General features: G+C 64.3%; 19 protein-coding genes. 14 read left to right on the plus strand and 5 right to left on the minus strand.

The genetic code is table 11. From position 1 onward, the window contains the following. Nucleotides 1-165 precede the first annotated feature (165 nt). From nudB to VOM14_RS19235, 7 genes are all read left to right on the plus strand, one after another. Nucleotides 166-651, plus strand: a complete 486-nt coding sequence (nudB, locus tag VOM14_RS19205) for a dihydroneopterin triphosphate diphosphatase (protein WP_327630324.1) — start codon at nt 166-168, stop codon at nt 649-651. Then, nucleotides 648-1,907, plus strand: coding sequence for a cardiolipin synthase ClsB (gene clsB / locus VOM14_RS19210; RefSeq protein ID WP_327630325.1), 1,260 nt, complete (start codon nt 648-650; stop codon nt 1,905-1,907). Before nudB ends, clsB begins: the two co-directional genes overlap by 4 nt. 259 nt (nt 1,908-2,166) lie before the next feature. Further along, nucleotides 2,167-2,766, plus strand: a complete 600-nt coding sequence (locus tag VOM14_RS19215) for a TetR/AcrR family transcriptional regulator (RefSeq protein WP_327630326.1) — start codon at nt 2,167-2,169, stop codon at nt 2,764-2,766. 94 nt (nt 2,767-2,860) lie between these two features. After that, on the plus strand, nt 2,861-4,648 hold the full coding sequence (locus VOM14_RS19220) for an acyl-CoA dehydrogenase C-terminal domain-containing protein (RefSeq protein ID WP_327630327.1): 1,788 nt from the start codon (nt 2,861-2,863) through the stop codon (nt 4,646-4,648). 109 nt (nt 4,649-4,757) lie between these two features. Further along, complete coding sequence (locus tag VOM14_RS19225; RefSeq protein ID WP_327630328.1) at nt 4,758-7,193, plus strand: 3-hydroxyacyl-CoA dehydrogenase/enoyl-CoA hydratase family protein; 2,436 nt, start codon at nt 4,758-4,760, stop codon at nt 7,191-7,193. A gap of 79 nt (nt 7,194-7,272) precedes the next feature. Further along, entirely contained in the window at nt 7,273-8,472 is a 1,200-nt protein-coding gene (locus VOM14_RS19230) for an acetyl-CoA C-acyltransferase (RefSeq protein WP_327630329.1), read from the plus strand. A 124-nt stretch (nt 8,473-8,596) separates the two neighbouring features. Beyond that, nucleotides 8,597-9,367: an enoyl-CoA hydratase gene (locus VOM14_RS19235; protein WP_327630330.1), complete on the plus strand. Its 771-nt coding sequence runs from the start codon at nt 8,597-8,599 to the stop codon at nt 9,365-9,367. 25 nt (nt 9,368-9,392) lie between these two features. Here the strand turns inward: VOM14_RS19235 and fdhD are convergent, their stop codons facing one another. After that, a complete protein-coding gene (gene fdhD / locus VOM14_RS19240) occupies nt 9,393-10,223 on the minus strand; it encodes a formate dehydrogenase accessory sulfurtransferase FdhD (RefSeq protein WP_327630331.1) in 831 nt (276 codons plus the stop codon). Nucleotides 10,224-10,343: 120 nt separating this feature from the next. On the opposite strand from fdhD, the gene VOM14_RS19245 reads away from it, so the two are divergent. Beyond that, nucleotides 10,344-10,820: a nitrate reductase associated protein gene (locus VOM14_RS19245; protein ID WP_327630332.1), complete on the plus strand. Its 477-nt coding sequence runs from the start codon at nt 10,344-10,346 to the stop codon at nt 10,818-10,820. 190 nt (nt 10,821-11,010) lie between these two features. After that, the gene (locus VOM14_RS19250) at nt 11,011-14,121 is read left to right on the plus strand and encodes an EAL domain-containing protein (protein ID WP_327630333.1); all 3,111 of its coding nucleotides are present in this window, start codon (nt 11,011-11,013) and stop codon (nt 14,119-14,121) included. A 36-nt stretch (nt 14,122-14,157) separates the two neighbouring features. On the opposite strand, the gene VOM14_RS19255 is transcribed toward VOM14_RS19250, so the two are convergent. Further along, nucleotides 14,158-14,772 (minus strand): glutathione S-transferase, encoded by a 615-nt coding sequence (locus VOM14_RS19255; RefSeq protein WP_327630334.1) that lies wholly within the window; start codon nt 14,770-14,772, stop codon nt 14,158-14,160. A 91-nt stretch (nt 14,773-14,863) separates the two neighbouring features. Beyond that, complete coding sequence (locus tag VOM14_RS19260; RefSeq protein ID WP_327630335.1) at nt 14,864-15,259, minus strand: acyl-CoA thioesterase; 396 nt, start codon at nt 15,257-15,259, stop codon at nt 14,864-14,866. A 273-nt stretch (nt 15,260-15,532) separates the two neighbouring features. Between VOM14_RS19260 and VOM14_RS19265 the strand changes: the two genes are divergently transcribed. After that, complete coding sequence (locus tag VOM14_RS19265; RefSeq protein ID WP_327630336.1) at nt 15,533-17,455, plus strand: ABCB family ABC transporter ATP-binding protein/permease; 1,923 nt, start codon at nt 15,533-15,535, stop codon at nt 17,453-17,455. 63 nt (nt 17,456-17,518) lie between these two features. Here the strand turns inward: VOM14_RS19265 and murU are convergent, their stop codons facing one another. Both murU and VOM14_RS19275 read right to left on the minus strand, forming a co-directional pair. Next, nucleotides 17,519-18,226 (minus strand): N-acetylmuramate alpha-1-phosphate uridylyltransferase MurU, encoded by a 708-nt coding sequence (gene murU / locus VOM14_RS19270; protein WP_442955562.1) that lies wholly within the window; start codon nt 18,224-18,226, stop codon nt 17,519-17,521. Nucleotides 18,227-18,235: 9 nt separating this feature from the next. Next, on the minus strand, nt 18,236-19,348 hold the full coding sequence (locus tag VOM14_RS19275; RefSeq protein WP_327630337.1) for an aminoglycoside phosphotransferase family protein: 1,113 nt from the start codon (nt 19,346-19,348) through the stop codon (nt 18,236-18,238). A gap of 219 nt (nt 19,349-19,567) precedes the next feature. Here VOM14_RS19275 and VOM14_RS19280 point away from each other — a divergent pair, with 219 nt between their 5' ends. The 4 genes from VOM14_RS19280 (at nt 19,568) to rsmA (ending at nt 25,268) form a co-directional block, all read left to right on the plus strand. Then, a complete protein-coding gene (locus VOM14_RS19280; RefSeq protein ID WP_327630338.1) occupies nt 19,568-21,934 on the plus strand; it encodes an LPS-assembly protein LptD in 2,367 nt (788 codons plus the stop codon). Between the two features lie 67 nt (nt 21,935-22,001). After that, nucleotides 22,002-23,363, plus strand: a complete 1,362-nt coding sequence (locus tag VOM14_RS19285; protein ID WP_327630339.1) for a peptidylprolyl isomerase — start codon at nt 22,002-22,004, stop codon at nt 23,361-23,363. Nucleotides 23,364-23,368: 5 nt separating this feature from the next. Next, nucleotides 23,369-24,379 carry a 4-hydroxythreonine-4-phosphate dehydrogenase PdxA gene (pdxA, locus tag VOM14_RS19290; protein ID WP_327630340.1) on the plus strand — a complete coding sequence of 337 codons (1,011 nt, stop codon included), beginning with the start codon at nt 23,369-23,371 and terminating at the stop codon, nt 24,377-24,379. A gap of 58 nt (nt 24,380-24,437) precedes the next feature. Next, entirely contained in the window at nt 24,438-25,268 is an 831-nt protein-coding gene (rsmA, locus tag VOM14_RS19295) for a 16S rRNA (adenine(1518)-N(6)/adenine(1519)-N(6))-dimethyltransferase RsmA (protein WP_327630341.1), read from the plus strand. The last annotated feature ends 5 nt before the right edge of the window (nt 25,269-25,273 follow it).

Raw genomic sequence — 25,273 nt, forward strand, 5'->3', positions numbered from 1 at the left:
TGAATGCTGTCTGAAAACGACAGTGGAAGCACACGGAAAAGGCGCAGGAGGAAACTCCCGGCGCCTTTTTCGTTTTTTGCGTTACAGTCGATGCAGCAGCTTTCGACCGCTCATCGGTCACTCGCCGACCTGTATCGCGCAAGCGTAGCGCCCCGTTTTCAAGCCATGCCGAAACCGCCGAAAATCCCGCAGTCCGTACTCGTCGTCATTCATACGCCCGCGCTCGATGTGCTGTTAATCGAACGCGCCGACACGCCGGGGTTCTGGCAATCGGTGACGGGTTCCAAAGATCACCTCGACGAGCCGCTCGCCGAAACGGCGGCGCGTGAAGTGGCCGAAGAAACGGGCATTGTGGTCGGCAGCGCGCAGGTGCCGCTCAGCGCATTGTTCGATTGGCGCTATTCGATCGAATACGAGATCTATCCGCGCTTCCTGCATCGCTATGCCGAAGGCGTCATCCACAACACCGAGCATTGGTTCAGCGTGCAAGTGCCCGAGCAGCTCGAAGTGACGCTCGCGCCGCGCGAGCACACGGCGTTTCTGTGGCTGCCGTATGAAGCGGCGGCGTCGCGCTGCTTCTCGTCGTCGAATGCGGATGCGATCCTGCAATTGCCCACGAGGCTGCGCGAGCGGCCGGAGTTTCGCCGATGAGCGTCGGCGGCGCGCGCCGTTTCGCCCGTCTGCGGCAATCGCTGCTCGGCCGCCGCTATTGGCAGCGCTACCGCTTCACGAGCGGCAACGACATCAAGCTGCTGCGCTCCGGCGGTGAATTCTTCAGCGCGCTCATCGAGCGTGTCGATGCCGCGCAGCGCGACGTCGTTCTCGAAACCTATATCTTTTGCTACGACGAGGCCGGGCAGACGGTCGGCGCGGCGCTGCTGCGCGCGGCGGCGCGCGGCGTGCGCGTGCGTGTGATTACCGACGGCATCGGCACCGCGCGTCTGCCCATGTTCGACGAGTGGGCGAACGCGCGCATCGAGCATCGCATTTACAACCCGCATATCTTCGGGCGCTTCGGGTTTTCGCGCACGCACCGCAAGCTCGCCGTGATCGACGACCAGTTCGCGTACTGCGGCGGCATCAACATCGTCGACGATTACGAGAACAACGGCGAAACGCTGCCCTTCCGGCGCTGGGATTTCGCGGTCGAACTGCATGGCCCGGTGGTCAACGACGTCCGCCAGGCCTTCGAGGTGCAATGGCGGCGGATTCGCGTCGGGCATCGGCCGCTGGACTTGCTGGAACCCGATCTCAGCCCGGATAGGACCGCGTCGCTCGGCACCTTGCGCCGCCGCCGCCGGCGCCGCAACGAAGCGTTGTGGGCGGGCGGCGAGCCGTGCGTGGCGTTCGTCGCGCGCGACAACCTGATCAATCGGCGCGCGATCGAAAAGGCTTATCTGACCGCGATCGGCCAGTCGCGCAGCGAGGTGCTGCTGGCGAATCCGTACTTCATGCCCGGCCGCAAGCTGCGGCGCGCGCTCGTGTATGCGGCGCGGCGCGGCGTGACGGTGAAGCTGATCGTCGGGCGCAAGGAGTTCAAGGCGCTCGATTATGCGGTGCCGTTCCTGTATCGCGCGCTGCTGAGAGCCGGCGTGCAGATCGCGGAGTACGAGAAAACCCTGCTGCACGGCAAGGTCGCGGTGGTCGACTCGAACTGGGCGACGGTCGGCTCGTCGAATCTCGACGCGCTGAGCTTGATGCTCAACAACGAAGCCAACGTCGTGCTGGTGAACGACCCGTCGATCGACGCGCTGCGGCAAGCGATTCTCGTGGCTTTCAAGGACGCGCAGCGCATCGACGAAGCGCGCTACCACGCGCGCCCGGCGGCCGAGCGGCTGCTCAACTGGCTCGCCTACACGACCTACCGGGCGGTCATGAAATTGCTGACGGTCGGCGGGTATGACTGAATGGTTGCGTCGGCGGAATTCGCCACGTCTCAGCCTCGCGGCGTCAAGCCCCTTCTTCAGGGCGGCACTTCTGCGGCATCATGTCGGCCTTCAAGGCAAACCCCTCTAAAAAATCAGATTTCTCTGATTGTCGGATGCTCCAGAATTGAAATCAGGTTAGAAACCGGTTTCTAATAAAGTCCTTGTTTCGCGGACGGCGCCACTCAATAATAGTACGGCCGTTCGATTTTCTTTCGGTCACATTAGAACGGTAAAAGCTATGCGAAAAGGCGAACAAACGCGAGCCGCAATTCTCGACGCAGCACTGGATCTTGCAAGCCGCGACGGACTCGAAGGTCTGACGATTGGCCTCCTGGCCGAGCGCATGCAAATGAGCAAAAGCGGTGTGTTTGCACATTTCGGGTCGCGCGAGGATCTGCAGGTGGAAGTCGTGCGCGAATATCACCGTCGTTTCGAAGACGAGGTGTTTTTCCCGAGCGTGCGCGAGCCTCGCGGCCTGCCACGTTTGCGCGCGATGATTTCCCGCTGGATCGAGAAGCGCATCCAGGAAGTCACGACGGGGTGCATCTACATCAGCGGCGCCGTCGAGTACGACGACCGCGCGGACAACCCGGTGCGCGAGCAACTGGTGTCGAGCGTGACGATGTGGCGTGCTGCGCTCACGCGCGCGATTTCGCAGGCGGTGGAAGAAGGGCATCTGCGTGCCGATACCGATCCGCAGTTGATGCTCTTCGAACTGTACAGCTTCACGCTCGGCCTGCATCACGACGCGCGTTTTCTGCATCTGCCGGATGCCGTGCGTCTTACGTGGGCCGCGCTGGAAAAACTGATTGTTTCGTATCAAAGCGAAAGCCGTTAGCAACGCCGCCGAACCGAAAGATTCAGCGGCGCAGAAAGTCCGGTCCACGGACTCGGCTCACGGCCTGGCTTCTTGTCAAACTTTGGAGAGAGTCATGGGACAGTACGCCGCGCCGCTGCGCGACATGCAATTCGTGTTGCACGAACTGCTTAACGTCGAAGCCGAAATCAGGCAAATGCCGAAGCACGCGGATCTCGACGCCGAGACGATCAACGCCGTGCTCGAAGAAGCCGGCAAGTTCTGTTCCGAAGTGTTGTTCCCGCTCAATCACAGCGGCGACCAGGAAGGCTGCACGTACGCCGGCGACGGCGTCGTGACCACGCCGAAGGGCTTCAAGGAAGCGTATCGACAGTATGTGGAAGCCGGCTGGCCGGCGTTGGGCTGCGATCCCGAATACGGCGGCCAGGGGCTGCCCGCGTTCGTCAACAACGCGTTGTACGAAATGCTGAACTCGGCGAATCAGGCGTGGACCATGTACCCCGGCCTCTCGCACGGCGCCTACGAATGTCTGCACGCACACGGCACGCCGGAACTTCAGAAGACGTATCTGCCGAAGCTGGTGGCGGGCGTGTGGACCGGCACCATGTGTCTGACCGAACCGCATTGCGGCACCGATCTCGGCATTCTGCGCACGAAGGCGGAGCCGAATAGCGACGGTTCGTATGCAATCAGCGGCACGAAGATTTTCATCTCCAGCGGCGAACACGATCTCGCCGGGAACATCGTGCACCTCGTGCTCGCGCGTCTGCCGGATGCGCCGAAGGGCACCAAGGGCATTTCGCTGTTCATCGTGCCGAAGTTCGTGCCGAACGAAGCGGGCGAACCGGGCGAGCGCAACGGCGTGAAATGCGGCTCCATCGAACACAAGATGGGCATTCACGGCAACGCGACCTGCGTGATCAATCTCGACAACGCGAAGGGCTGGCTCGTCGGCGAGCCGAACAAAGGCTTGAACGCGATGTTCGTGATGATGAACGCGGCGCGTCTGGGCGTCGGCATGCAGAGCCTCGGTCTCACCGAAGTCGCGTATCAGAACTCGCTCACGTACGCGAAAGAGCGTCTGCAAATGCGTTCGCTGACCGGCCCGAAGGCGCCGGAAAAAGCCGCCGACCCGATCATCGTGCATCCCGACGTGCGCCGCATGCTGCTCACGCAGAAAGCGTACGCGGAAGGCGCGCGCGCGTTCTCGTACTGGTCCGCGCTGCATATCGACAAGGAACTCTCGCACGGCGACGAAGCGGTGCGCAAGGAAGCCGCCGACCTCGTCGCGCTGCTCACGCCGATCCTGAAAGCGTTCCTGTCGGACAACGCGTTCGAAGGCACGAATCACGCGATGCAGATTTACGGCGGCCACGGCTTCATCGCCGAGTGGGGCATGGAGCAGTACGTGCGCGACGCGCGCATCAACATGATCTACGAAGGCACCAATGCGATTCAGGCGCTCGACCTGCTCGGCCGCAAGATTCTCGGCGACATGGGCGCGAAGATGAAGAAGTTCGGCAAGCTCGTCACCGAGTTCGTCGAGGCCGAAGGCATCAAGCCGGAGATGCAGGGGTTCGTCAATCCGCTCGCGGACATCGGCGAAAAGGTGCAGAAGCTCACCATGGAAATCGGCATGAAGGCGATGCAGAATCCGGACGAAGTCGGCGCCGCCGCCGTGCCGTATCTGCGCACCGTCGGCCATCTGGTGTTCTCGTACTTCTGGGCGCGCATGGCGCGCGTCGCGCTCGACAAGGAAGCGTCGGGCGATCCGTTCTACAAGGCGAAGCTCGCCACCGCGCGCTTCTACTTCGCGAAGCTGCTGCCGGAAACGGCCATGACGATCCGCCAGGCGCGCGCCGGTTCCAGGCCGCTGATGGACGTCGAAGAAGCGCTGTTCTAAGCCTCTCCCGCGACAGCGCCGCGCACGGCTGAAACCGCGCGGCGCTGTCGCCAGCACCCTCTCTATCGCGCAATCTGCGCGACACCGCATAACTCCCCGGAGGAACGACGTGAGCAATCTGATCATTCGCAAGGTGGCCGTGCTCGGCGCCGGCGTGATGGGCGCGCAGATCGCCGCGCACCTGATCAACGCCAAGGTGCCCGTGCTGCTGTTCGATCTGCCCGCAAAAGAAGGTCCGAAGAACGCGATCGCCCTGAAGGCGATCGAGAATCTGAAGAAGCTGTCGCCCGCGCCGTTCGGCGTGAAGGACGACGCGCAATATCTCCAGCCCGCCAATTACGACGACGACATCGCGAAGCTCGCCGAATGCGACCTCGTGATCGAAGCCATCGCCGAGCGGATGGACTGGAAGCACGATCTGTACAAGAAGGTTTCGCCGCACATCGCGCCGAACGCGATCTTCGCGACGAACACGTCGGGCCTGTCGATCACCGAGCTGTCGCAAGGTTTTTCGGATGAACTGAAGGCGCGCTTTTGCGGCGTGCACTTCTTCAATCCGCCGCGCTACATGCATCTGGTCGAACTGATTCCGACCGCGACCACGCGCCCGGACATTCTCGATCAGCTCGAAAGCTTCCTGACGAGCGTGGTCGGCAAGGGTGTCGTGCGCGCGAAAGACACGCCGAACTTCATCGCGAACCGTGTCGGCATTTTCTCGATTCTCGCCGTCATGACGGAAGCCGCGAAATTCGGCCTGCGTTTCGACGAAGTGGACGACCTGACGGGCGCGCGTCTCGGCCGCGCGAAATCAGCCACGTTCCGCACCGCCGACGTGGTCGGTCTCGACACCATGGCGCACGTCATCAAGACGATGCAGGACAACCTGAAGGACGATCCGTTCTTCCCGGTCTACGAAACGCCGGCTGTGCTGGCCGAACTCGTGAAGAAGGGCGCGCTCGGTCAGAAGACCGGCGGCGGCTTTTACAAGAAGGAAGGCAAGACGATCAAGGTGCTCGACCCGAAGACGGGCGAATACGTGGAGGGCGGCGCGAAGGCGGACGAACTCGTCGGCCGCATTCTGAAGCGTCCGGCGGCTGAACGCCTGAAGCTGCTGCGCGAATCGCAGCATCCGCAGGCTCAGTTCCTGTGGTCCATTTTCCGCGACGTGTATCACTACATCGGCGTGCATCTGCAATTCATTGCCGACAACGCGCGCGACGTCGATCTCGCGATCCGCTGGGGCTTCGGCTGGAACGAAGGTCCGTTCGAGGGCTGGCAGACGGCCGGCTGGAAGCAGGTTGCCGAGTGGGTGCAGGAAGATATCGCGGCGGGCAAGGCGCTCTCGACCGTGCCGCTGCCGTCGTGGGTGCTCGAAGGACCGGTCGCCGACAAGGGCGGCGTGCATACGAATGAAGGCTCGTGGTCGCCGGCATCGAAAACGTTCGTGCCGCGCTCGTCGCTCGGCGTGTACGAGCGGCAGGTGTTCCGCGCGCCGCTCGTCGGCGAAACCGCTGCGGACCCGAAAACCTACGGCAAGACGCTGTTCGAGACCGACGCGGTGCGCGCATGGGTCGACGACCGCGCCGGCGAGAACGACGTGCTGATCGTGTCGTTCAAGAGCAAGATGAACACGATCGGACCGTCGGTGATCGACGGCCTGACGCAGGCCATCGAACTGGCCGAGAAGGACTACAAGGGTCTCGTCGTGTGGCAGCCGACTTCGCTCAAGCTCGGCACGCCGGGCGGCCCGTTCTCCGCGGGCGCGAATCTCGAAGAGGCGATGCCCGCGTTCATGATGGGCGGCGCGAAGGGCATCGAGCCGTTCGTGAAGAAGTTCCAGCAGGGCATGTTGCGCGTGAAGTACGCGAGCGTGCCGGTCGTGTCGGCGATGTCCGGCATTGCGCTCGGCGGCGGCTGCGAGCTGGCGCTGCATAGCGCGAAGCGTGTCGCGCACATCGAAAGCTATATCGGTCTGGTGGAGGTTGGCGTGGGTCTCGTGCCCGCGGGCGGCGGCCTGAAGGAAGCGGCGCTGCGCGCGGCGGAAGCCGCGACCCAGGCCGGCGCGACGAACGACCTGTTGAAGTTCGTGCAGAAGTCGTTTGAAAACGCGGCGATGGCGAAGGTCTCGGCCTCCGCGCTCGACGCCCGCGCGATGGGCTACCTGAAGCCGTCCGACACGATCGTCTTCAACGTGTTCGAGTTGCTCGACGTCGCGAAGAAGGAAGCGCGCGCGCTCGCGGGCGCCGGTTATCGTCCGCCGCTGCGTGTCACGCAAGTGCCGGTCGCGGGCCGTTCGGCGATCTCGACCATCAAGGCCTCGCTCGTGAACATGCGCGATGGCCGCTTCATCAGCGAGCACGATTTCCTGATCGCGAGCCGTATCGCCGAAGCCGTGTGCGGCGGCGACGTGGAAGCGGGCAGTCTCGTCGATGAAGAATGGTTGCTGCAACTGGAGCGTCGCGCGTTCGTCGAGCTGCTCGGCACGCAGAAGACGCAGGAACGGATCATGGGCATGCTGCAGACCGGCAAGCCGGTGCGCAACTGAGCGACGTGCGCGCAAATAAACCTGCATGGGGCTGGCAAGCGCTGAAGCGCTCATGCCAGCCGACACAGAGGAACTCCAAATGACTAAGCAATTGCAAGACGCATACATCGTCGCGGCGAGCCGGACGCCGATCGGCAAGGCGCCGCGCGGCATGTTCAGGAACACGCGCCCCGACGAGCTGCTGGTGCACGCGATCAGATCGGCCGTGGCGCAAGTGCCGGGCCTCGATACCAGCGTGATCGAAGACGCCATCGTCGGCTGCGCGATTCCCGAGGCCGAACAGGGGCTGAACGTCGCGCGCATCGGCGCGTTGCTCGCCGGCTTGCCGAACACGGTCGGCGGCGTCACGGTGAACCGCTTCTGCGCGTCGGGCCTGACCGCGCTCGCCATGGCCGCCGACCGCATCCGCGTCGGCGAATCGGACGCGATGATCGCGGGCGGCTGCGAGTCGATGAGCATGGTGCCGATGATGGGCAACAAGCCGTCGCTGTCGCCGCATATCTTCGACCGCAACGAGGACATCGGCATCGCGTACGGCATGGGTCTGACCGCGGAGAAAGTCGCCGAGCGCTGGAAGATCAGCCGCGAAGCGCAAGACGCGTTCTCGGTCGAATCGCATCGCCGCGCGATTGCTGCGCAGCAAGCCGGCGAGTTCAACGACGAAATTGCCGCGTACACCATCACCGAGCGCTTTCCCGACCTCGGCAGTGGCGAAGTGCGCGTGCAAACGCGCGAAGTGTCTCTCGACGAAGGCCCGCGCGCCGAGACGTCGCTCGAAGGTCTCGCCAAACTGCGCGCCGTGTTCGCGAACAAGGGTTCGGTGACGGCGGGCAACAGTTCGCAGACCTCGGACGGCGCGGGCGCCCTGATCGTCGTGTCGGAAAAGATCCTGAAGCAGTTCAACCTGACGCCGCTCGCGCGCTTCGTCAGCTTCGCCGTGCGCGGCGTGCCGCCGGAAATCATGGGCATCGGGCCAAAGGAGGCGATTCCGGCCGCACTGAAGGCCGCAGGCCTCAAGCAGGACGACCTCGACTGGATCGAGCTGAACGAAGCGTTCGCCGCGCAATCGCTCGCGGTGATTCAGGACCTCGGTCTGGACCCGTCGAAGATCAACCCGCTCGGCGGCGCGATCGCGCTCGGCCACCCGCTCGGCGCGACGGGCGCGATTCGTGCGTCGACGGTGGTGCACGGCTTGCGCCGCCGCAACTACAAGTACGGCATGGTGACCATGTGCGTCGGGACGGGCATGGGCGCGGCGGGCATTATCGAGCGGCTGTGATTCGGCGCGCTCCGGTGTTCGCGGCCAGCCGTTGAGGTCCGCAGAACGGTTCGCAGGCCGCCTGGCTTGCGGACCGTTTTTACATTTTCCGCAGCAGTGTCATCAGCAGTGGGAGGAGATGAAGATGACGATGGATATCCTGATCGAGCGCGCGGACGGCGTGCTGACGATTGCCTTCAACCGGCCCGGCAAGAAGAACGCGATCACGGCCGCGATGTACCAGGCGATGGCCGACGCACTGGTGGAGGCGCACGGCGACGCGTCGGCGCGCGTCATCCTGATTCGCGGCAGCGCGCATATTTTCAGCGCCGGCAACGACCTCGAAGATTTCATGAAGTCGCCGCCGATGGGCGAGAATTCGCCCGTGTTCCAGTTCCTGCGCGCGATCAGTTCGGCGGAGAAGCCGGTGGTGGCGTCGGTGGCGGGGCCGGCCGTGGGCATCGGCACGACGCTGCTGCTGCACTGCGATCTCGTTTATGCGGCGGACACCGCGAGTTTCTCGCTGCCGTTCGCGCAACTCGGGCTGTGCCCGGAAGCGGCGTCGAGTCTGCTGTTGCAGCGGATCGCGGGCTATCAGGCGGCGGCGGAAAAGCTGCTGCTCGGCGAGGCATTCGATGCCGCGGAAGCGCAGCGCATGGGCTTCGTGAACCGCGTGTTGCCGGCCGCGGAAGTCGACGCGTTCGCCGCATCGCAAGCCGCGAAGCTCGCCGCGCTGCCGGCGTCGTCATTGCGCGTGACGAAGAGCCTGATGAAGCACGCGAGCCACCAGGAACTCCAGACGCAAATGACGGAAGAAGCCGTGCATTTCGGCAAGATGCTGATCGCGCCCGAAGCGCGCGAGGCGTTCAAGGCGTTCTTCGAGAAGCGCAAGCCGGATTTCCGGCAATTCGACTGAGCAGGCCGGGGCGCGCGGCGGTGCGTTAAGGCTGCGCCGTGTCGTAATCGACGTAGCTCGTTTCGCGGCAGAAGCTGACGAGCCGCACGCCCGCTTTGCGGGCAATCGCGATCGCGAGCGATGACGGCGCGGAAATGGTCGCGACCATCGGCACGTCGACGCGCGCGGCTTTGCGCACCAGTTCGTAACTCGCGCGGCTCGACAGGAACACGAAGCCTTCTTTGGTGTCCGCGCGATCGAGCACGAGCTGGCCGATCAGTTTGTCGAGCGCGTTGTGGCGGCCGACGTCCTCGAACGCGTAGCGAATCGCGCCCGCGGCGTCGCACCATGCGGCGGCGTGCAGTCCGCCCGTGAGCCGCGTGAGCGCCTGATGCGCCGGCAATTCGCGGGCCGCGCGCGCAATTGCGTCGGGCGCGAGCCGTTGCAGGAAGCCGGTGTCGGGCACCCGCTCCGGTTTCAGATCGAGCAAATCGATACTTTCGATGCCGCACACTCCGCAGCCCGTGCGGCCCGCCAGCGCGCGGCGCTTTTCCTTCAGTTCGACGAACGCCTGCTGCACGACTTGCAATTGCACTTCGGCGTGCGGCAAGTCGGCGTCGTCGTGCAATTCGACCTCGATGTCCTGAATGTCGCTGCCGCGCTCGACAATCCCTTCCGAAATCGCGAACCCGACCGCGAACGCTTCCAGATCGCGCGGCGTGCACATCATCACCGCGTGCGAAATGCCGTTGAAAACCAGCGCGACCGGCCATTCCTGACCGATGTGATCGGTGACCGTTTCCACCGCCGCGTCGCGATGGCGATGCACCTGACGCTCCACCGCGCCGCGCGGGCCGGTTCTTTCCAGTTCGTTCAAGCTGATTGCTCCGTCGATGCCGCGCGCGTGGGCCGTGCCGGGCCGACGACGCGCGAATAAGGTTCTAAAATACCTCAAGCTGGGCTGACGCGTTGCCCGTCATCAAAGAGGAACACTGTCATGGGACTCAACGAAGCACCGCTGCTGTTCAATTTCGAGGTTGCGTCGTCGGAGAATTTCACTTTTATCCCGATGTCGGTCCGCTTCAATCTGGACCGCTTCGGGCTGCGCATCACGCTCGAACAATGGCAAATGCTGCCGCTCGAAGACCGCAAGCTGCTCGCGCGCTTTCCCATCGAGGAAGACGCGGACATCGAGCCGAACTTCGATCACGCGCTGTTCGAGATGCTGCGCACGCACGCGAACGTCGAGCCGGAGTGGTTCACGCCGGAAGAAGCGCCCGCGTGGCGCGACACGGATAGCGTGCCGGACGGCGTCGCGCGTCAGGCGAAACTGGCCGGCTTGCCGGTGCTGAGCGTCGCGGACTGGGCGGAGCTTGGCCCGTTCAAGCGCTACGTGATCGCCAAGCTGTCGCGCAAGCAGGAGGTCAACCACGACTTCATCCCCGCAATGAAGGAATTTGGCGCGGCCGGCTAGGCGCGGCCGGCCACGCGCCACCGGCCACGCGCGGCGGTCCACGCGCCTCCCACCACCCGCCGCCAAATTTTTTTTTCACCTTCACCCTCAACCTGTTCCGAACGCTGCCGTTATCCATGGGTTGGCGCGTAAAAGAGCTGCAACGACGCGCCTCGCGCTCCCGCCGAAGAACGATCGACGTTCGGAACCCATGACTCCTTTCATTTCGAAGCGACTGCTGATCAACATGGCGGTCGTGGCCGCCGCGCTCGGCGCAAACGTGTTCGTCGCGTACATGCAGATCGCCGGCCAGCGCGAGGCCGACGCGCGCATGCTGCATTCGACGCGCGTGCGCCAGAATCTCGACGCCTATCAGACGGCGCTCGACGGCGGCCTCGCCGCGCTTGCCCGCTTCGAAGCGTCGGGAAACGACGCGCCGGTCAACGTGGCCGCCGACATGAGCGCGACGCTCGCCGGTCTCGAAAGCGAGTTGCGCAAGGAACTCGCCGACGAGCCCGCCATGCTCGACACGCTTACGCGGCTGAGCGCGGACAGCCACGCGCTGCGACGCGACATCGACGATGTGCTGGTGACGCCCGACGACGCCGACCCGGCCGCCTCGACGGCGTGGGCTGCGGCCTCGTATATGCATGTCGGGCTCGCGCTGCAACGTGTCGAAGCGGGTCTCGCGACCCTGCGCACCGCGGAGAACCGCGCGCTGCAGGCGTCGCTCGCGATTTCGTCGAAAGAGGCGAAGCACGCGATGTTCACGCTGGTCGTGACCATGCTCGCGGGCGCCGCGTTGCTGATCTTCACGTTCGGCGCGCGTGAAAGCAGCGCGCGCAAGAAGCTGCGCAGCATGCGCGCGCTAGGCCGCAATGACGAGCGCTTTCGCAGCCTGTTCGACGATCATCCGGTGCCGATGTATATCTTCGATCGCGAGACGTTGCGCTTTCTCGCCGTCAATTCCGCCGCGATCCAGCAGTACGGCTATTCGGAGGCCGAGTTTCTCGACATGACGATTCGCGCGATCCGGCCGGGCACGGAACTCGCGCGCCTCGAATCGCATCTGCAGCGCGCCGACGCGATGCGGCACGGCCGCACGATGGCGGGCATCTGGCATCACCGGCGCAAGGACGGCTCGACGATCAGCGCGGACATCTCCTATCACGCGCTCAGTTTCATGGGCCGCGCCGCGTTTTTCGTCCTCGCCGATGACGTCACCGAGCAGATCAACGCCGAAGCCGAGGCGCAGCGCTCGAATCAGATGCTCGAGGCGGTGATCGACAACATCCCACAGCGCATTTTCTGGAAGGATCTGGAGTCGCGCTATCTGGGCTGCAACATGGCGTTCGCGCGCGACGCCGGGCTTTCGTATCCCGAGCAGGTGGTCGGCAAGAGCGACGCCGAGATGCCGTGGCGCGCGTTCGCCGAACTGTTGGGCCGGCACGACAAGGAAGTGATCGACACCGGCGTGCCGAAGATGAACTTCGAAGTCGACATGGTGATCGACGGCGTGCATCGCACCACGGTGACGAGCAAGCTGCCCTTCACCGACGGCGATGGCCGCGTGATCGGCGTGCTGGGTTCCTACACCGACATCACCGAGCGCAAGCGCGCCGACCTCGCGTTGCGTCTGCAGAGCCGCGCGCTCGATGCGAGCGTCAACGCGATTCTGATCACCGCGCCGTCGCCGGCGGGCAATCTGATCGAATACGTGAATCCGGCCTTCATGCGGATCACCGGCTACGATGCGACCGAGGTGATCGGCCACGATTGCCGCGTCCTGCAACGCGACGACCGCGAACAGGAAGGCGTCGCGCTGATTCGCCAGGCGCTCGCCGCCAATCGCGAAGTGAGCGCGGTGGTGCGCAACTATCGCAAGGACGGCGCGCTGTTCTGGAATCAGTTGTTCATTGCGCCCGTGCCGGACGCAGAAGGCGTGATCACGCATCACATCGGCGTGATCAACGACGTGACCGACCTGATGCGCTATCAGGAACAGCTCGAATATCAGGCCAACTACGACAGCCTCACGCGCCTGCCCAACCGCAACCTGCTGCGCGACCGCCTGCAACATGCGCTGATCGTCGCGCAGCGGCAGCATAAAGGTGTCGCGGTCGTGTTCATGGACCTCGACGGTTTCAAGAACGTCAACGACAGCCTCGGCCACAGCGTCGGCGACCGGCTGCTGCGCGTCGTGGCGGAGCGGCTCGCGCGTTGCACCCGCACGAGCGACACCGTCGCGCGGCACGGCGGCGACGAGTTCGTGATCGTGATGACGGATACCGTCGACGAACAATCGCTGATTGCGTGGATGGAGCGCGTGCGCGCGTCGATCGCGGAACCGGTCTGGCTCGACGGCACCGAGCTGTACGTGGGCTGCAGCCTCGGCGCGAGCCTGTTCCCGCAAGACGGCGACGACACCGAAACGCTGATGAAAAAGGCCGACCTCGCGATGTACCGCGCGAAGGACATGGGCCGCAACACGTTCCAGTTCTACCAGCCGGAGATGAATGCGAACGCGGGCGCGCGATTGAATCTCGAACGGCGCTTGCGCCGCGCGCTGCGCGACAACCAGTTCCTGCTGCACTATCAGCCGCAAGTCGATCTTCACACCGGACAGATTGTCGGCACCGAGGCGCTGGTGCGCTGGCGCGATCCGGAAGTCGGGCTCGTGCCGCCGTCGTCGTTCATTCCGATCGCCGAGGAGTGCGGGCTGATCGGGCCGCTATCCGAATGGGTGCTGCGCGAGGCGTGCCGTCAGAACAAGGCGTGGCAGGAACTGGGCTTGCCGCCGGCGCGCGTATCGGTGAATCTGTCGGCGCGCGTGTTCCAGCAGCGCGATATCGCGAAGCTGGTCATGCAGGTGCTCGCCGAAACCGGTCTGGAGCCGAAGTACCTCGAACTCGAACTGACCGAGAGCGCGATCATGCGCAACGCGGAAGAGGCTGTCCTGATGCTCAACGAACTGAGCGCGCTCGGCATCGGCCTTGCCATCGACGATTTCGGCACCGGCTATTCGAGCCTCAGCTATCTGAAGCGCTTTCCGGTGGACCGGCTGAAGATCGACCGCTCGTTCGTGTCCGACATCGGCGTGTCGGGCGACGATGAAACCATCACCTCGGCGATCATCGCGCTCGCGCATTCGCTCAAGCTGCAAGTCATTGCCGAGGGCGTGGAGACATCGGCGCAACTCGACTTCCTGAAGGAGCGCGCGTGCGACGAGATGCAGGGCTTTTATTTCGCGAAGCCGCTCTCCACCGATGCAATCTCCGAACTGATGCAAGGCGGAGCGGCGCGCGAACCGGAAATGGTCTGAATGTGAAGTGGGCGCGCGCGCATTCGCGCGCCATGCTCACGCCGCCGGCGTGCTCGCGAACACCGGCAACTGCTCGGCCGCCGCCGAAAACGCCTGCAAATGCGGATGTCCGGCCGCGCTGACGATCTCCGGCAGCATCATCTGCGTGAAGTGCCAGGCGACCGCCACGGTCACTTCCGCCGCGCCGAAACGCGCTTCGTCGGTGGGCAGCGGCGACGCCGCAACTTCCTGTTCGAGTTCGGCATAGGCGGCGAGCAACTGGCCGCGCACACGCTCGATCCACGGTTCATGCTGTTTGTCTTCCGGCCGCAAATTGCGTTCGTAGACGATCTGCACGCTCTTTTCGCATGCGGCGAGCGCGAGCCCGCTCAGGCGGGCGGCGCGCAGGGCGTCGTCGGGATTCGATGGAAAGAGCCGCGCGTCGGGGTCCGCGAGCGACGCGAGGTACTGAAGGATCACCGTCGAATCCATCACCGTCTTGCCGTTGTCGGCGACGAGCGTCGGCGCCTTGACGACCGGGTTGATGGCTGCGAACTGATCGTAGGTGCGGAACACGGAGAGGGACGCGTGCTCGAAGTCGAGCTTCAGCATCTTCATGCAGATGGCCACGCGGCGCACGTAAGGCGAGTCGAGCATTCCGATCAGTTTCATCTCATTCCCGTTGGAAGTTCAAGGATGGCGCGCCACATTCGTGGCGCAATGGCGATTCATGAAACGCTGGCGCGGCGGCTCAGCCCGCCGCTTAATCGAGCACGGGCAGCGCGCGCGGACGACGGTCGCTGTCGGTGGCCACGTAGGTCAGGGTCGCCTCGGTCACTTTGACGAGGTCTTCGGTGAGGCTCATACGTTGTGCGTAGACCTCGACGGAAACCGTGACCGACGTATTGCCGGTCTTCACGATGTCGGCGTAAAAGCTGAGCAGATCGCCGACGAACACCGGCTGTTTGAACAGAAACGAATTGACCGCGATGGTCGCGACGCGCCCATTCGCGCGGCGGCTTGCCGGGATCGAGCCGGCAATGTCCACTTGCGCCATGATCCAGCCGCCGAACACATCGCCGTGGATATTCGCATCCGACGGTTGCGGCATGACGCGCAGCGCGCAAGGCTTTTGTGGGAGTTGCAGAATAGTGGTCATGAGGCACCTGGAAACGCGTGTTGGTTTGATCGGTTTTGTCCGCTCGACCGGCAAGGCGGGGACTGACACCACGGCGGCGCGGCAGCGCCACGCTGCCCCCGGATAGCCCATGAAAAGCGGCGCCAGCCGGCTTCTGCGACAATACGAAAGATCAGGAATTGTACGGGAAAGCGCCCAGCGAGGTTGCGCGACCCAGCGGTGTGCCGGTGCGCACGCCGCATCTCGCGCGCCGCTCAGAACTCCGTTAATTCCAACACGTCCCCAGCCGAACTCATGCGCCGATCGCTTCCTTCCGAACCCTCGCCGATTTCCACCCAGCCGCGCAACGACTGGCAGACCATCCTGTCGCTGCTGCCTTATCTCGCGACCTATAAATGGCGCGTGATCTTCGCGCTCTCCTGCCTGATCGGCGCGAAGGTCGCCAATCTGGGCGTGCCGGTCGTGATGAAGCGAATCGTCGACAGCCTCGCGTCCGTGCAGCATCTGACCGCGCTCGGCCGCGCGCACGATTCGCCGGGCATCGTGCTGCTCGGTGGCGTCGGCCTGCTGGTGGTCGCCTATGCGGTGGTGCGGCTCTCCACGTCGCTCTTCACGGAATTGCGCGAGATCCTGTTTTCCAAAGTCACCGAAAGCGCCGTGCGGCAACTCGCGCTGAAAGTGTTCCGGCATCTGCACGGCCTGTCGTTGCGCTTTCATCTGGAGCGGCAAACGGGCGGCATGTCGCGTGACATCGAGCGCGGCACGCGCGGCATCACGCAGCTCATTTCCTATTCGCTCTACAGCATTCTGCCGACGCTCGTGGAAGTCGGCCTCGTGCTCGGCTTTTTCGTCGTCAAATACGAGGCGTATTACGCGGTCGTCACGTTCGTGGCGTTGGCCGTGTACATCGCGTTCACGGTGAAAGTGACCGAGTGGCGCACGCATTTTCGCCGCACGATGAACGAACTCGACTCGCGGGCGAACTCGCGCGCCATCGATTCGCTGCTGAACTACGAGACCGTCAAATACTTCGGTAATGAAGAGTGGGAAGCGAGCCGCTACGACGACAATCTCAAGCGCTATCGCACGGCGGCGATCAAGTCGCAGCGCTCGCTGTCGGCGCTGAATTTCGGGCAGCAGGCGATTATCGGAACGGGGTTGGTGTTCATTCTGTGGCGCGCGACGCAAGGCGTGATGGCGGGGCGCCTCACGCTGGGCGATCTCGTGCTGATCAACACGTTCATGTTGCAGCTCTACATTCCGCTGAATTTTCTCGGCGTGGTGTACCGCGAGTTGAAGCAAAGCCTCACCGACATGGACCGCATGTTCACGCTGCTCGGCGCCGCGCAGGAAGTGCCCGATCTGCCGGATGCGCCCGCGCTGCGCGTGAGCGGCGGCGAGGTGCGCTTCGAACACGTGAACTTCGCGTACGAACCGGCGCGCCAGATTCTGCACGACGTGAGCTTCACGATCGACGCGGGCACCACGACGGCGGTGGTCGGCCATAGCGGCTCGGGCAAGTCGACGCTCGCGCGGCTCCTGTTCCGCTTCTACGATCTGGACCGCGCGACGGGCGGCGCGATCACCATCGACGCTCAGGATATTCGCGACGTGTCGCAGGCCACGCTGCGCGCGTCGATCGGCATCGTGCCGCAGGACACGGTGCTGTTCAACGACTCGATCTACTACAACATTGCGTATGGACAGCCTTCCGCGACGCGCGAGGAAGTGATCGCGGCGGCGCGCGCGGCGCATATCCACGAGTTCATCGAAGGGCTGCCGAAAGGATATGACACGCCGGTCGGCGAGCGCGGGTTGAAGCTGTCGGGCGGCGAGAAGCAGCGCGTCGCGATTGCGCGGACCATCCTGAAGAATCCGCCGATTCTGCTATTCGACGAAGCCACTTCGGCGCTCGATTCGCGTTCCGAGCGCGCGATCCAGCACGAGCTGGATCAGATCGCGCGCGAACGCACGACGCTGATCATCGCGCACCGGCTTTCGACGGTCGTGCACGCGCAGCAGATCATCGTGATGGACAAGGGGCGCATTGTCGAGCGCGGCACGCACGCCGAGCTGTTGCGCGCGAATGGCCTGTTCGCGCAAATGTGGGCGTTGCAGCAGCAACGCGCGGCGGAAAGCGCGCCGGAGCCGGCCGAGACAGCGGCGGCAGCGGCGGCAGCGGGCGTGCACGACGGCGAGCAGGCGACGGCGCGATGATTGCGCCGTGCGTTTGCTCCACGTTTTTGAAGACCGGCCGATCTCAGCGCACTTCAGCGCATTTCAGCGCTCACGCAGACGCCGATCCAGTTCCCGAAGCTGCGCGGGCGTGCCGACGTTTTCCCACAAGCCTTCGTATAGCTCGCCGCTCGCGAGACCGCGCGCGATGGTCTCGCGGTAAAACGGCGTGAGGGCGCGCCGCGTGCCGCGCGGCAGATCGCGGAACATGCGCGTGTCGTAGAGGCCGATATTGCCGAACGTGAAGGGCGGTTCTTTATCGAGCGCCAGCATGCCGCCCGCGAGCGCAAAGTCGCCGCTCGGATGAAACGCCGGATTCGGCACCATCACCAGATGCATGCCCGGCTCAGGCAAGGCCGCGAGCGCTGCGGCGCGCGCGTTCAAGGCGGCGTAGTCGAAATTCGCGTACACGTCGCCGCTGACCGCGACGAACACGTCGCTCGCGCCGTCGTCTTCGAGAAGCGGCAATGCCTGCACGATGCCGCCCGCCGTCTCCAGCGCTTCATGCTCGGCGGAATAGCGCAGTTGCACGTGCCAGCGCGAACCGTCGCCGAGCGCGGCTTCGATCTGCTCGCCCAGCCACGCGTGATTGATCACGATGGTCTGAATGCCGGCGCGCGCGAGCCGTTCGATCTGCCAGACGATCAGCGGCTTGCCGCCCGCTTCGAGCAAAGGCTTGGGGCACGCGTCGGTCAGCGGACGCATGCGCTCGCCGCGGCCCGCGGCGAAAATCATCGCTTTCTTCAGGGACATTGTGATGGTTCAGAACGTGTAGCCGACTTCGTTGGCGCGGCCTTCGAGATCGTCGAGCAGCTTCGCGAACGGACGCAGCGGCGCATAACGTTCGGCCACCTTGCGCGCATAGCCGATGAAACGCGGCAGATCGTTCATGTAATGCGCTTTGTTGTCGCGGTAATGGATGCGGCAGAAGAGGCCGAGCACCTTGATATGCCGTTGCAGTCCCATCCATTCGATCTGGCGGTAGAACTCGCCGAAATCGGGATCGACGGGCAGGCCCGCTTTCTTCGCGCGCTCCCAGTAGTACACGAAGGAATCCAGTTCGAACTCCTCGTCCCAGCTCAGGAACGCGTCGCGCAACAGCGAGGCGACGTCGTACGTGATCGGGCCGTGCACGGCGTCCTGGAAGTCGAGCACGCCGGGGTTCGCGGCGCGGCTTGCTTCGCTGGCGGCGTTCGGCTGGGCGGCGACCATCAGGTTGCGCGGCATGAAATCGCGCAGCATGAACACTTGCGGCTGCGCCCGCGCGCTCGCGATCAGCAGCGCGAACGTGCGGTCGAGCACGCCGCGCGTGTTGTCGTCCACCTCGCGGCCAAGATGCCGGCCGATGAACCACTCGGGCATCAACTCCATCTCGCGACGCAGGAACGCTTCGTCGAACGGCGGCAGCACGTTCTCGCGCGAGGCGAGCTGCCAGCGGATCAGCGCGTCGAACGCGTCGCGCATCAGCGTGCGGGCGCGGCGCGCGTCGTTGTCGGTTTGCGCGGCGCTCAGCGCGCCGAGGTACGACGCGGTGCCGAGATCGGTGACGAGCATGAAGCCGGCGTCGAAGTCCGCTTCGAGCACGCGCGGCACATGCACGCCGGCGGCGTCGAGCAACTGCGCGATCTGCACGAACTCGCGGCACTTTTCGGGCGGCGGGGCGTCGACGGCGATCAGCGTGCCCGCGTTTTCGTCTTCCGCCGCCTTACCGGCGAGCCGGAAATAGCGGCGAAAACTGGCGTCGGACGAAGCCGGCGCGAGCGTGGGGAGATCGAGCGCATAGCGCGCCGCGTGGCCGTGCAGCCAGGCCTCGAGCAGTTCGAGGCGGGTGTCGGGGGAAGTACGGGTGAAGTCTTGGGAAGGAGGCAGCGTCATGAAAACCGGCGGCAAATTCAGAGGGGCAACGTCTTGCCATATAATACCCCACGACTTTTTTGACGCGACTCACGCCAGCTTTCGCGTATTCCGCTTTACCGCCCGCCTCATCGTTCGAAGGTTGTCAATATTGATGCACCCGGCTGTCACGGTCGTGGTGTGCAGGCGGTGGATCGTGACTGCAGAAGCTGACGGACGGGCCGATTCGCCAAACGATACATGCCGCCTAGACAGCTTTCCCAAACGATTCCCTCTTGTGCCGCGGCGCCGCGCAAAAGACGGCTCGTCGCGGCGTTGATCGCCGTTCCGGGCCTGATGCCCGCGCTTGCTCACGCCCAGCTGGTCGGGGAGGCCGCGCAGCCACAGCCGATCGACCCGCCTTGGGGCATGCAGCTCGCCCCGCAACTCGAAGACCATCTGCTGCAACAAGGCCAGAAGCCGGCCACGTTCGTGCTCGGCGACTCGACGAGCGGCACGACGGATCAGGACGTGGCCGCGAAGGGCTCGGCCGAAATCCGCCGCAACGCGGTCGTGATCAAGGCCGACGCGCTGCATTACGATCAGGACACGGACATGGCCGACGCATACGGCCAGGTTCACGTGAACAACAACGGCACGACATTCGCCGGACCCGAAGCGCACTTGCGCGTGGATTCGAGCGAAGGCTTCATGACCGCGCCGAAGTATCACTTCAACCTGACGGGCGGCTCGGGCAGCGCGGAGCGCGTCGATCTGCTCGACAACGAGCGCTCGGTGTTTTCGAAGGGCACGTACACGGCGTGCGCGTGCGCGGACAATCCGGCGTGGTACATCAAGGGCAGCGAGTTCGATTTCGATACCGGCGCCGACGAAGGCGTGGCCTACAACAGCGTGCTGTTCTTCCAGGGCCTGCCGGTGTTCGCCTCGCCGTGGCTGTCGTTTCCGCTGTCGGGCGAACGGCGCAGCGGTGTGTTGCCGCCCACGTTCTCGCTCAGTTCGTCGAACGGCTTCGAACTGTCGGTACCGTATTACTTCAACATCGCGCCGAATCGCGATCTGACGCTCACGCCGCGTCTGATCTCCAAGCGCGGCGTGCAGTTGCAGGGCGTGTTCCGCTATCTGTCGCCCACATATTCCGGCTCGATCACCGGCGAGTTCCTGCCGAACGACCGGCTGACGAAAACCAACCGCTACGCGCTGTACATCCAGCACAATCAGAACTTCGGCAACGGGTTCGGCGGCTACATCTACTACAACAAGGTTTCGGACAACACGTATCCGGAAGACCTGTCGTCGTCGGCCAATCAGTTCATGAACGGCACCCAGCTCCTGTATCAGCAGGAAGCGGGGTTGACCTATAACAACGGGCCGTGGTCGGTGCTCGCGCGCGAGCAGCACTGGCAGACGCTCACGCCGTCCGTCGCGCCTTACGGCCGCGAGCCGCAGTTGAACGTGAAGTACGCGAAGTACAACGTCGGCGGCTTCGACTTCGGCGCGGAAGCCGACTACACGAATTTCCGCATCACCACCTCTGACATGACCGACGGTCAGCGGCTGATGTTCAACCCGTACATTTCGTACTCGGTTGTCGGTCCCGGCTACTTCATCACGCCGAAGGTGCAGTGGCACTTCGCGTCGTACAACCTGCGCAATATCGGCACCGACGTGCCGTCCGGCACGCCGAAGAATTTCACCGAATCGATTCCGACGCTGAGCTTCGACACCGGGCTCATTTTCGACCGCTCGGTCCGGCTCTTCGGCGAGGACTACATCCAGACGCTGGAGCCGCGCCTGTACTACGTGTACACGCCGTATCGCAACCAGTTGTCCGCGCCGCTGTTCGATACCGCCGAGTCCGACTTCGGGCTCGCGGAAATCTTCACGCCGAATACGTTCGTCGGCAACGACCGCATCGCGGACGCGAACCGTCTGACCGCGGCCATCACCACGCGCTTCATCAACCCGGCAACGGGCGACGAACGCGCGCGCTTCGTGATCGCGCAGCAGTACTATTTCCAGGATCAGCGCGTTACGCTGTCGCAGACCCAGTCGAGCAGCCAGGCCACGCACTCCGATCTGATCGTGGGCGGGTCGATCAAGCTCGGGGCCGGTTTCGCGTCGGAAACTGCGTTCCAATATAATGCCGACAGCAACAAGCTGGTCAAGACGAGCGTCGGTTTCGGGTTCAGCCCGGCGACCGGCAAGGTGGTCAACGTCGCATATCGCTACACGCGCGCGAACACCACGCTCGACAACCAGCCGATCAATCAGGTGCTGGTCTCGGGGCAATGGCCGCTCACGCATCGCGTGTTCGGGGTGGGACGGTTCAACTACGATCTGAGTGGGCACCGGATCGTCGACGGGCTCGTGGGTCTGCAATACGACGCCGACTGCTGGACGCTCGGCGCAGGGATTCAGCGCTATGCAAACGGCCTGAATACGTCGGGGCAGCATCAGTCGAGCACGCGCTTTCTCGCGCAGTTGACGTTCAAGGGCTTGTCGAGCGTCGACAACGGGCTGATGGCCGCGTTCCGCAACAGCGTGGCGGGCTATACGCCGCTGCCGCCGCCGCCGCCGCCGGAATCGCGTTTCATCAATTACGAATGACGCTTGCCCGGTCGTTCATCGCATGCGAAAAGACGGGCCAGGCGTGCCCGACATCATTGGAGTATCTGTGGCAATCATGAAAAAGCTTCGCTTGGCAACGCTCGCGGCAGGTCTCGCCGCCGTGGCGTCTTTCCTGTCGGTTGCGCCGGTACAGGCGCAGGCGCTGGGCGGCAACCGCGGCCAGACGGTCGATACGATCGCCGCAGTCGTCAACAACGGTGTCATCACGCGGCGTGAACTCGACGAGCGCGTGAACCTGATCAGCCACCGCCTGAATCAGCAGAACGCGCCGATTCCGCCGGCGAGCCAGTTGCGTCAGCAGGTGCTCAACCAGATGGTGCTGGAACGCATTCAATTGCAGAAGGCGAAAGAAGACGGCATCAAGATCGACGACGCCGCCGTGCAGAAAACGCTCGAACGGCTCGCGCAGGCGAACAACCTGTCGCTCGACGTGTACCGTTCGCGTATCGAGGCGCAAGGCGTGCCCTGGAGCACCTTCACGAGCGACGCGCGCACCGAGCTCACGCTCTCGCGCCTGCGTGAAAAGGAAGTGGACAGCAAGGTCACGGTGTCGGACGCGGAAGTCGCCAACTACATCGCCAGCCAGCGCGGCCCGAACGCCGGCGCGACGAGCGACCTGCACATGCAGCACATTTTCCTGAAGGCGCCGCTGAACGCGCCGCAAACCGATATCGAAGCGGCCCAGAAAAAGGCCGACGCATTGCTCGCCGAAGCGAAAGGCGGCGCCAGCTTCGAGAAGCTCGCGAAGTCGAATTCGCAGGCGCCCGATGCGTCGAAGGGCGGCGACACGGGTTACGCCGCGCCGTCGAAGCTGCCGCCGGAATTCGCCAAGGCGGCCTCGGCATTGCGTCCGGGCGAGGTCAATCCCGAACTGATCCGTACCAACGACGGCTTCGAGATCGTGCGTCTCGTCGATCGCCGCGCGGGGCAAGGCTCCGCTTCCGACGCGCCGAAGCTCGTGCAAACGCACGTGCGCCACATCCTGCTGCGCGTGGGCGACGGCATGTCCGAGCCGCAAGCGCGCCAGAAACTGCTCGAAATCAAGAAGGAAATCGCCGCGGGCGGCGACTTCGCGAAGTTCGCCCACACCTACTCGCAAGACGGTTCGTCGTCGCAAGGCGGCGATCTCGGCTGGATCAGCCCCGGCGAGACCGTGCCTGAATTCGAACGCGCGATGAACACGCTGCAGGACGGCCAGATCAGCGACCCGGTGCGCAGCGAATACGGCTATCACCTGATTCAGGTGCTGGAGCGTCGCGAAGCCGAAGGCTCGATCTCGCAGCAAATGGATCTCGCGCGCCAGGCCATTGGCCAGCGCAAGGCGGAACAGGCTTACGCCGACTGGCTGCGCGAATTGCGCGACACCGCTTATGTCGAAGTGAAGCCCGACCTGTCGAGCGTTCAGTAACCATCATGAGCACCGCCGCCCAATCTGCCAGCTTGCCGTTGCACGTCGCGATCACGACCGGCGAGCCAGCCGGCGTCGGACCCGAGTTGACGGCGCAGGCGCTGGCGGGCGCGGCGGCGCACTGGCCCGGCGCGCAATTCACCGTGCTGGGCGACGCGGCGCTTCTCGCGGATCGCGCGCGCGCAGTCGGCGTCGACTGGACTGCGCTGCTGGCGGACGCATCGCGCATCCGTGTGCAGCATCGCCCGCTCGGTGCGCCCGCGGTCGCCGGCCAGCTGAACGCGGCCAATGGGCGCTACGTGCTCGATCTGCTCGATAGCGCAATCGACGGCGCCGTGGCCGGCACGTTCGAAGCGATCGTCACCGCGCCGCTGCAAAAGAGCACGATCAACGACGCAGGCGTGCCGTTCACCGGTCACACCGAATATCTCGCCGAACGCACGCACACGCCGCGCGTGGTGATGATGCTCGCGGGCACCGGCAAGCGTCCGCTGCGCGTGGCGCTCGCCACCACGCATCTGCCGCTGAAAGACGTCTCGGCGGCGCTGTCCATCGAAGGGCTCGTCGACACGCTGCGCATTGTCGATCACGACTTGCGCCATCACTTCGGCTTGCCCGCGCCGCGCATCCTCGTGACGGGCCTGAACCCGCATGCGGGCGAAAACGGCTATCTGGGCCGCGAGGAAATCGACGTCATCACGCCCGCGCTCAAGCTCGCGAACGATCAAGGCATCGACGCGCGCGGTCCGTATCCGGCTGACACGCTGTTTCAGCCGCGCTATCTGGACGAAGCCGACTGCGTGCTGGCCATGTTCCACGATCAGGGCTTGCCGGTGCTGAAATACGCGACGTTCGGCGAAGGCATCAACGTCACGCTTGGCTTGCCGATCATCCGCACGTCGGTCGATCACGGCACGGCGCTCGACCTGGCCGGCACCGGCCGCGCCGACGCGGGCAGCCTGATCGCCGCCATCGACACGGCGGTTACCATGGCGCAACATCGCCGCGCGGGTTGATCCGGCGCTTCGCGCGAATCCGTTTTTAAAGCAGTTCACTTTCTTTAGCGTTTCTTCGATGTCCACCAGCAGACAGCAACAGGGCCGGCACCAAGGTCATATCGCGCGCAAGCGTTTCGGGCAGAACTTTCTGGTCGACATGGGCGTGATCGATTCCATCGTCGATGTGATCCGGCCGCAGCGCGGCGAGCGCATGGTCGAAATCGGGCCGGGGCTCGGCGCGCTGACCGAGCCGCTGATCGAGCGCCTCGCCACGCCCGAGACGCCGTTGCACGCGGTCGAGCTGGATCGCGATCTGATCGGGCGTCTGAAAAACAAGTTCGGCGATCTGCTCGAACTGCACGCGGGTGACGCGCTCGCGTTCGACTTCGGCACGCTGGCCGCGCCCGGCGACAAGCCGTCGCTGCGCATCGTCGGCAATCTGCCGTACAACATTTCGAGCCCGCTGCTGTTCCACCTGGCGTCGTTCGCGCATCGCGTGATCGATCAGCACTTCATGCTGCAAAACGAGGTGGTGGAGCGGATGGTCGCCGAGCCGGGCAGCAAGGCGTTCAGCCGCCTCTCGGTGATGCTGCAATACCGCTACGTGATCGACAAGCAGCTCGACGTGCCGCCGGAATCGTTCCAGCCGCCGCCCAAGGTCGATTCCGCGATCGTGCGCATGATCCCGTATGCGCCGCACGAACTCGTGCCGGTGGACGAGCGCGTGCTCGGCGAAGTGGTCACGGCGGCCTTCTCGCAGCGGCGCAAGATGTTGCGCAACACGCTGGCCGCGTTGCGCGACACGGTGGACTTCGAGGCCATCGGCTTCGACTTGCAGCGTCGCGCCGAAGACGTGCCGGTGGCCGAATACGTGCGTGTCGCGCAGATCGTGGCGGCCAAAGCCTGAGCGCA

The organism is Paraburkholderia sp. MPAMCS5 (assembly GCF_036016995.1).
In the GTDB taxonomy this organism is placed as follows: Bacteria; Pseudomonadota; Gammaproteobacteria; order Burkholderiales; family Burkholderiaceae; genus Paraburkholderia.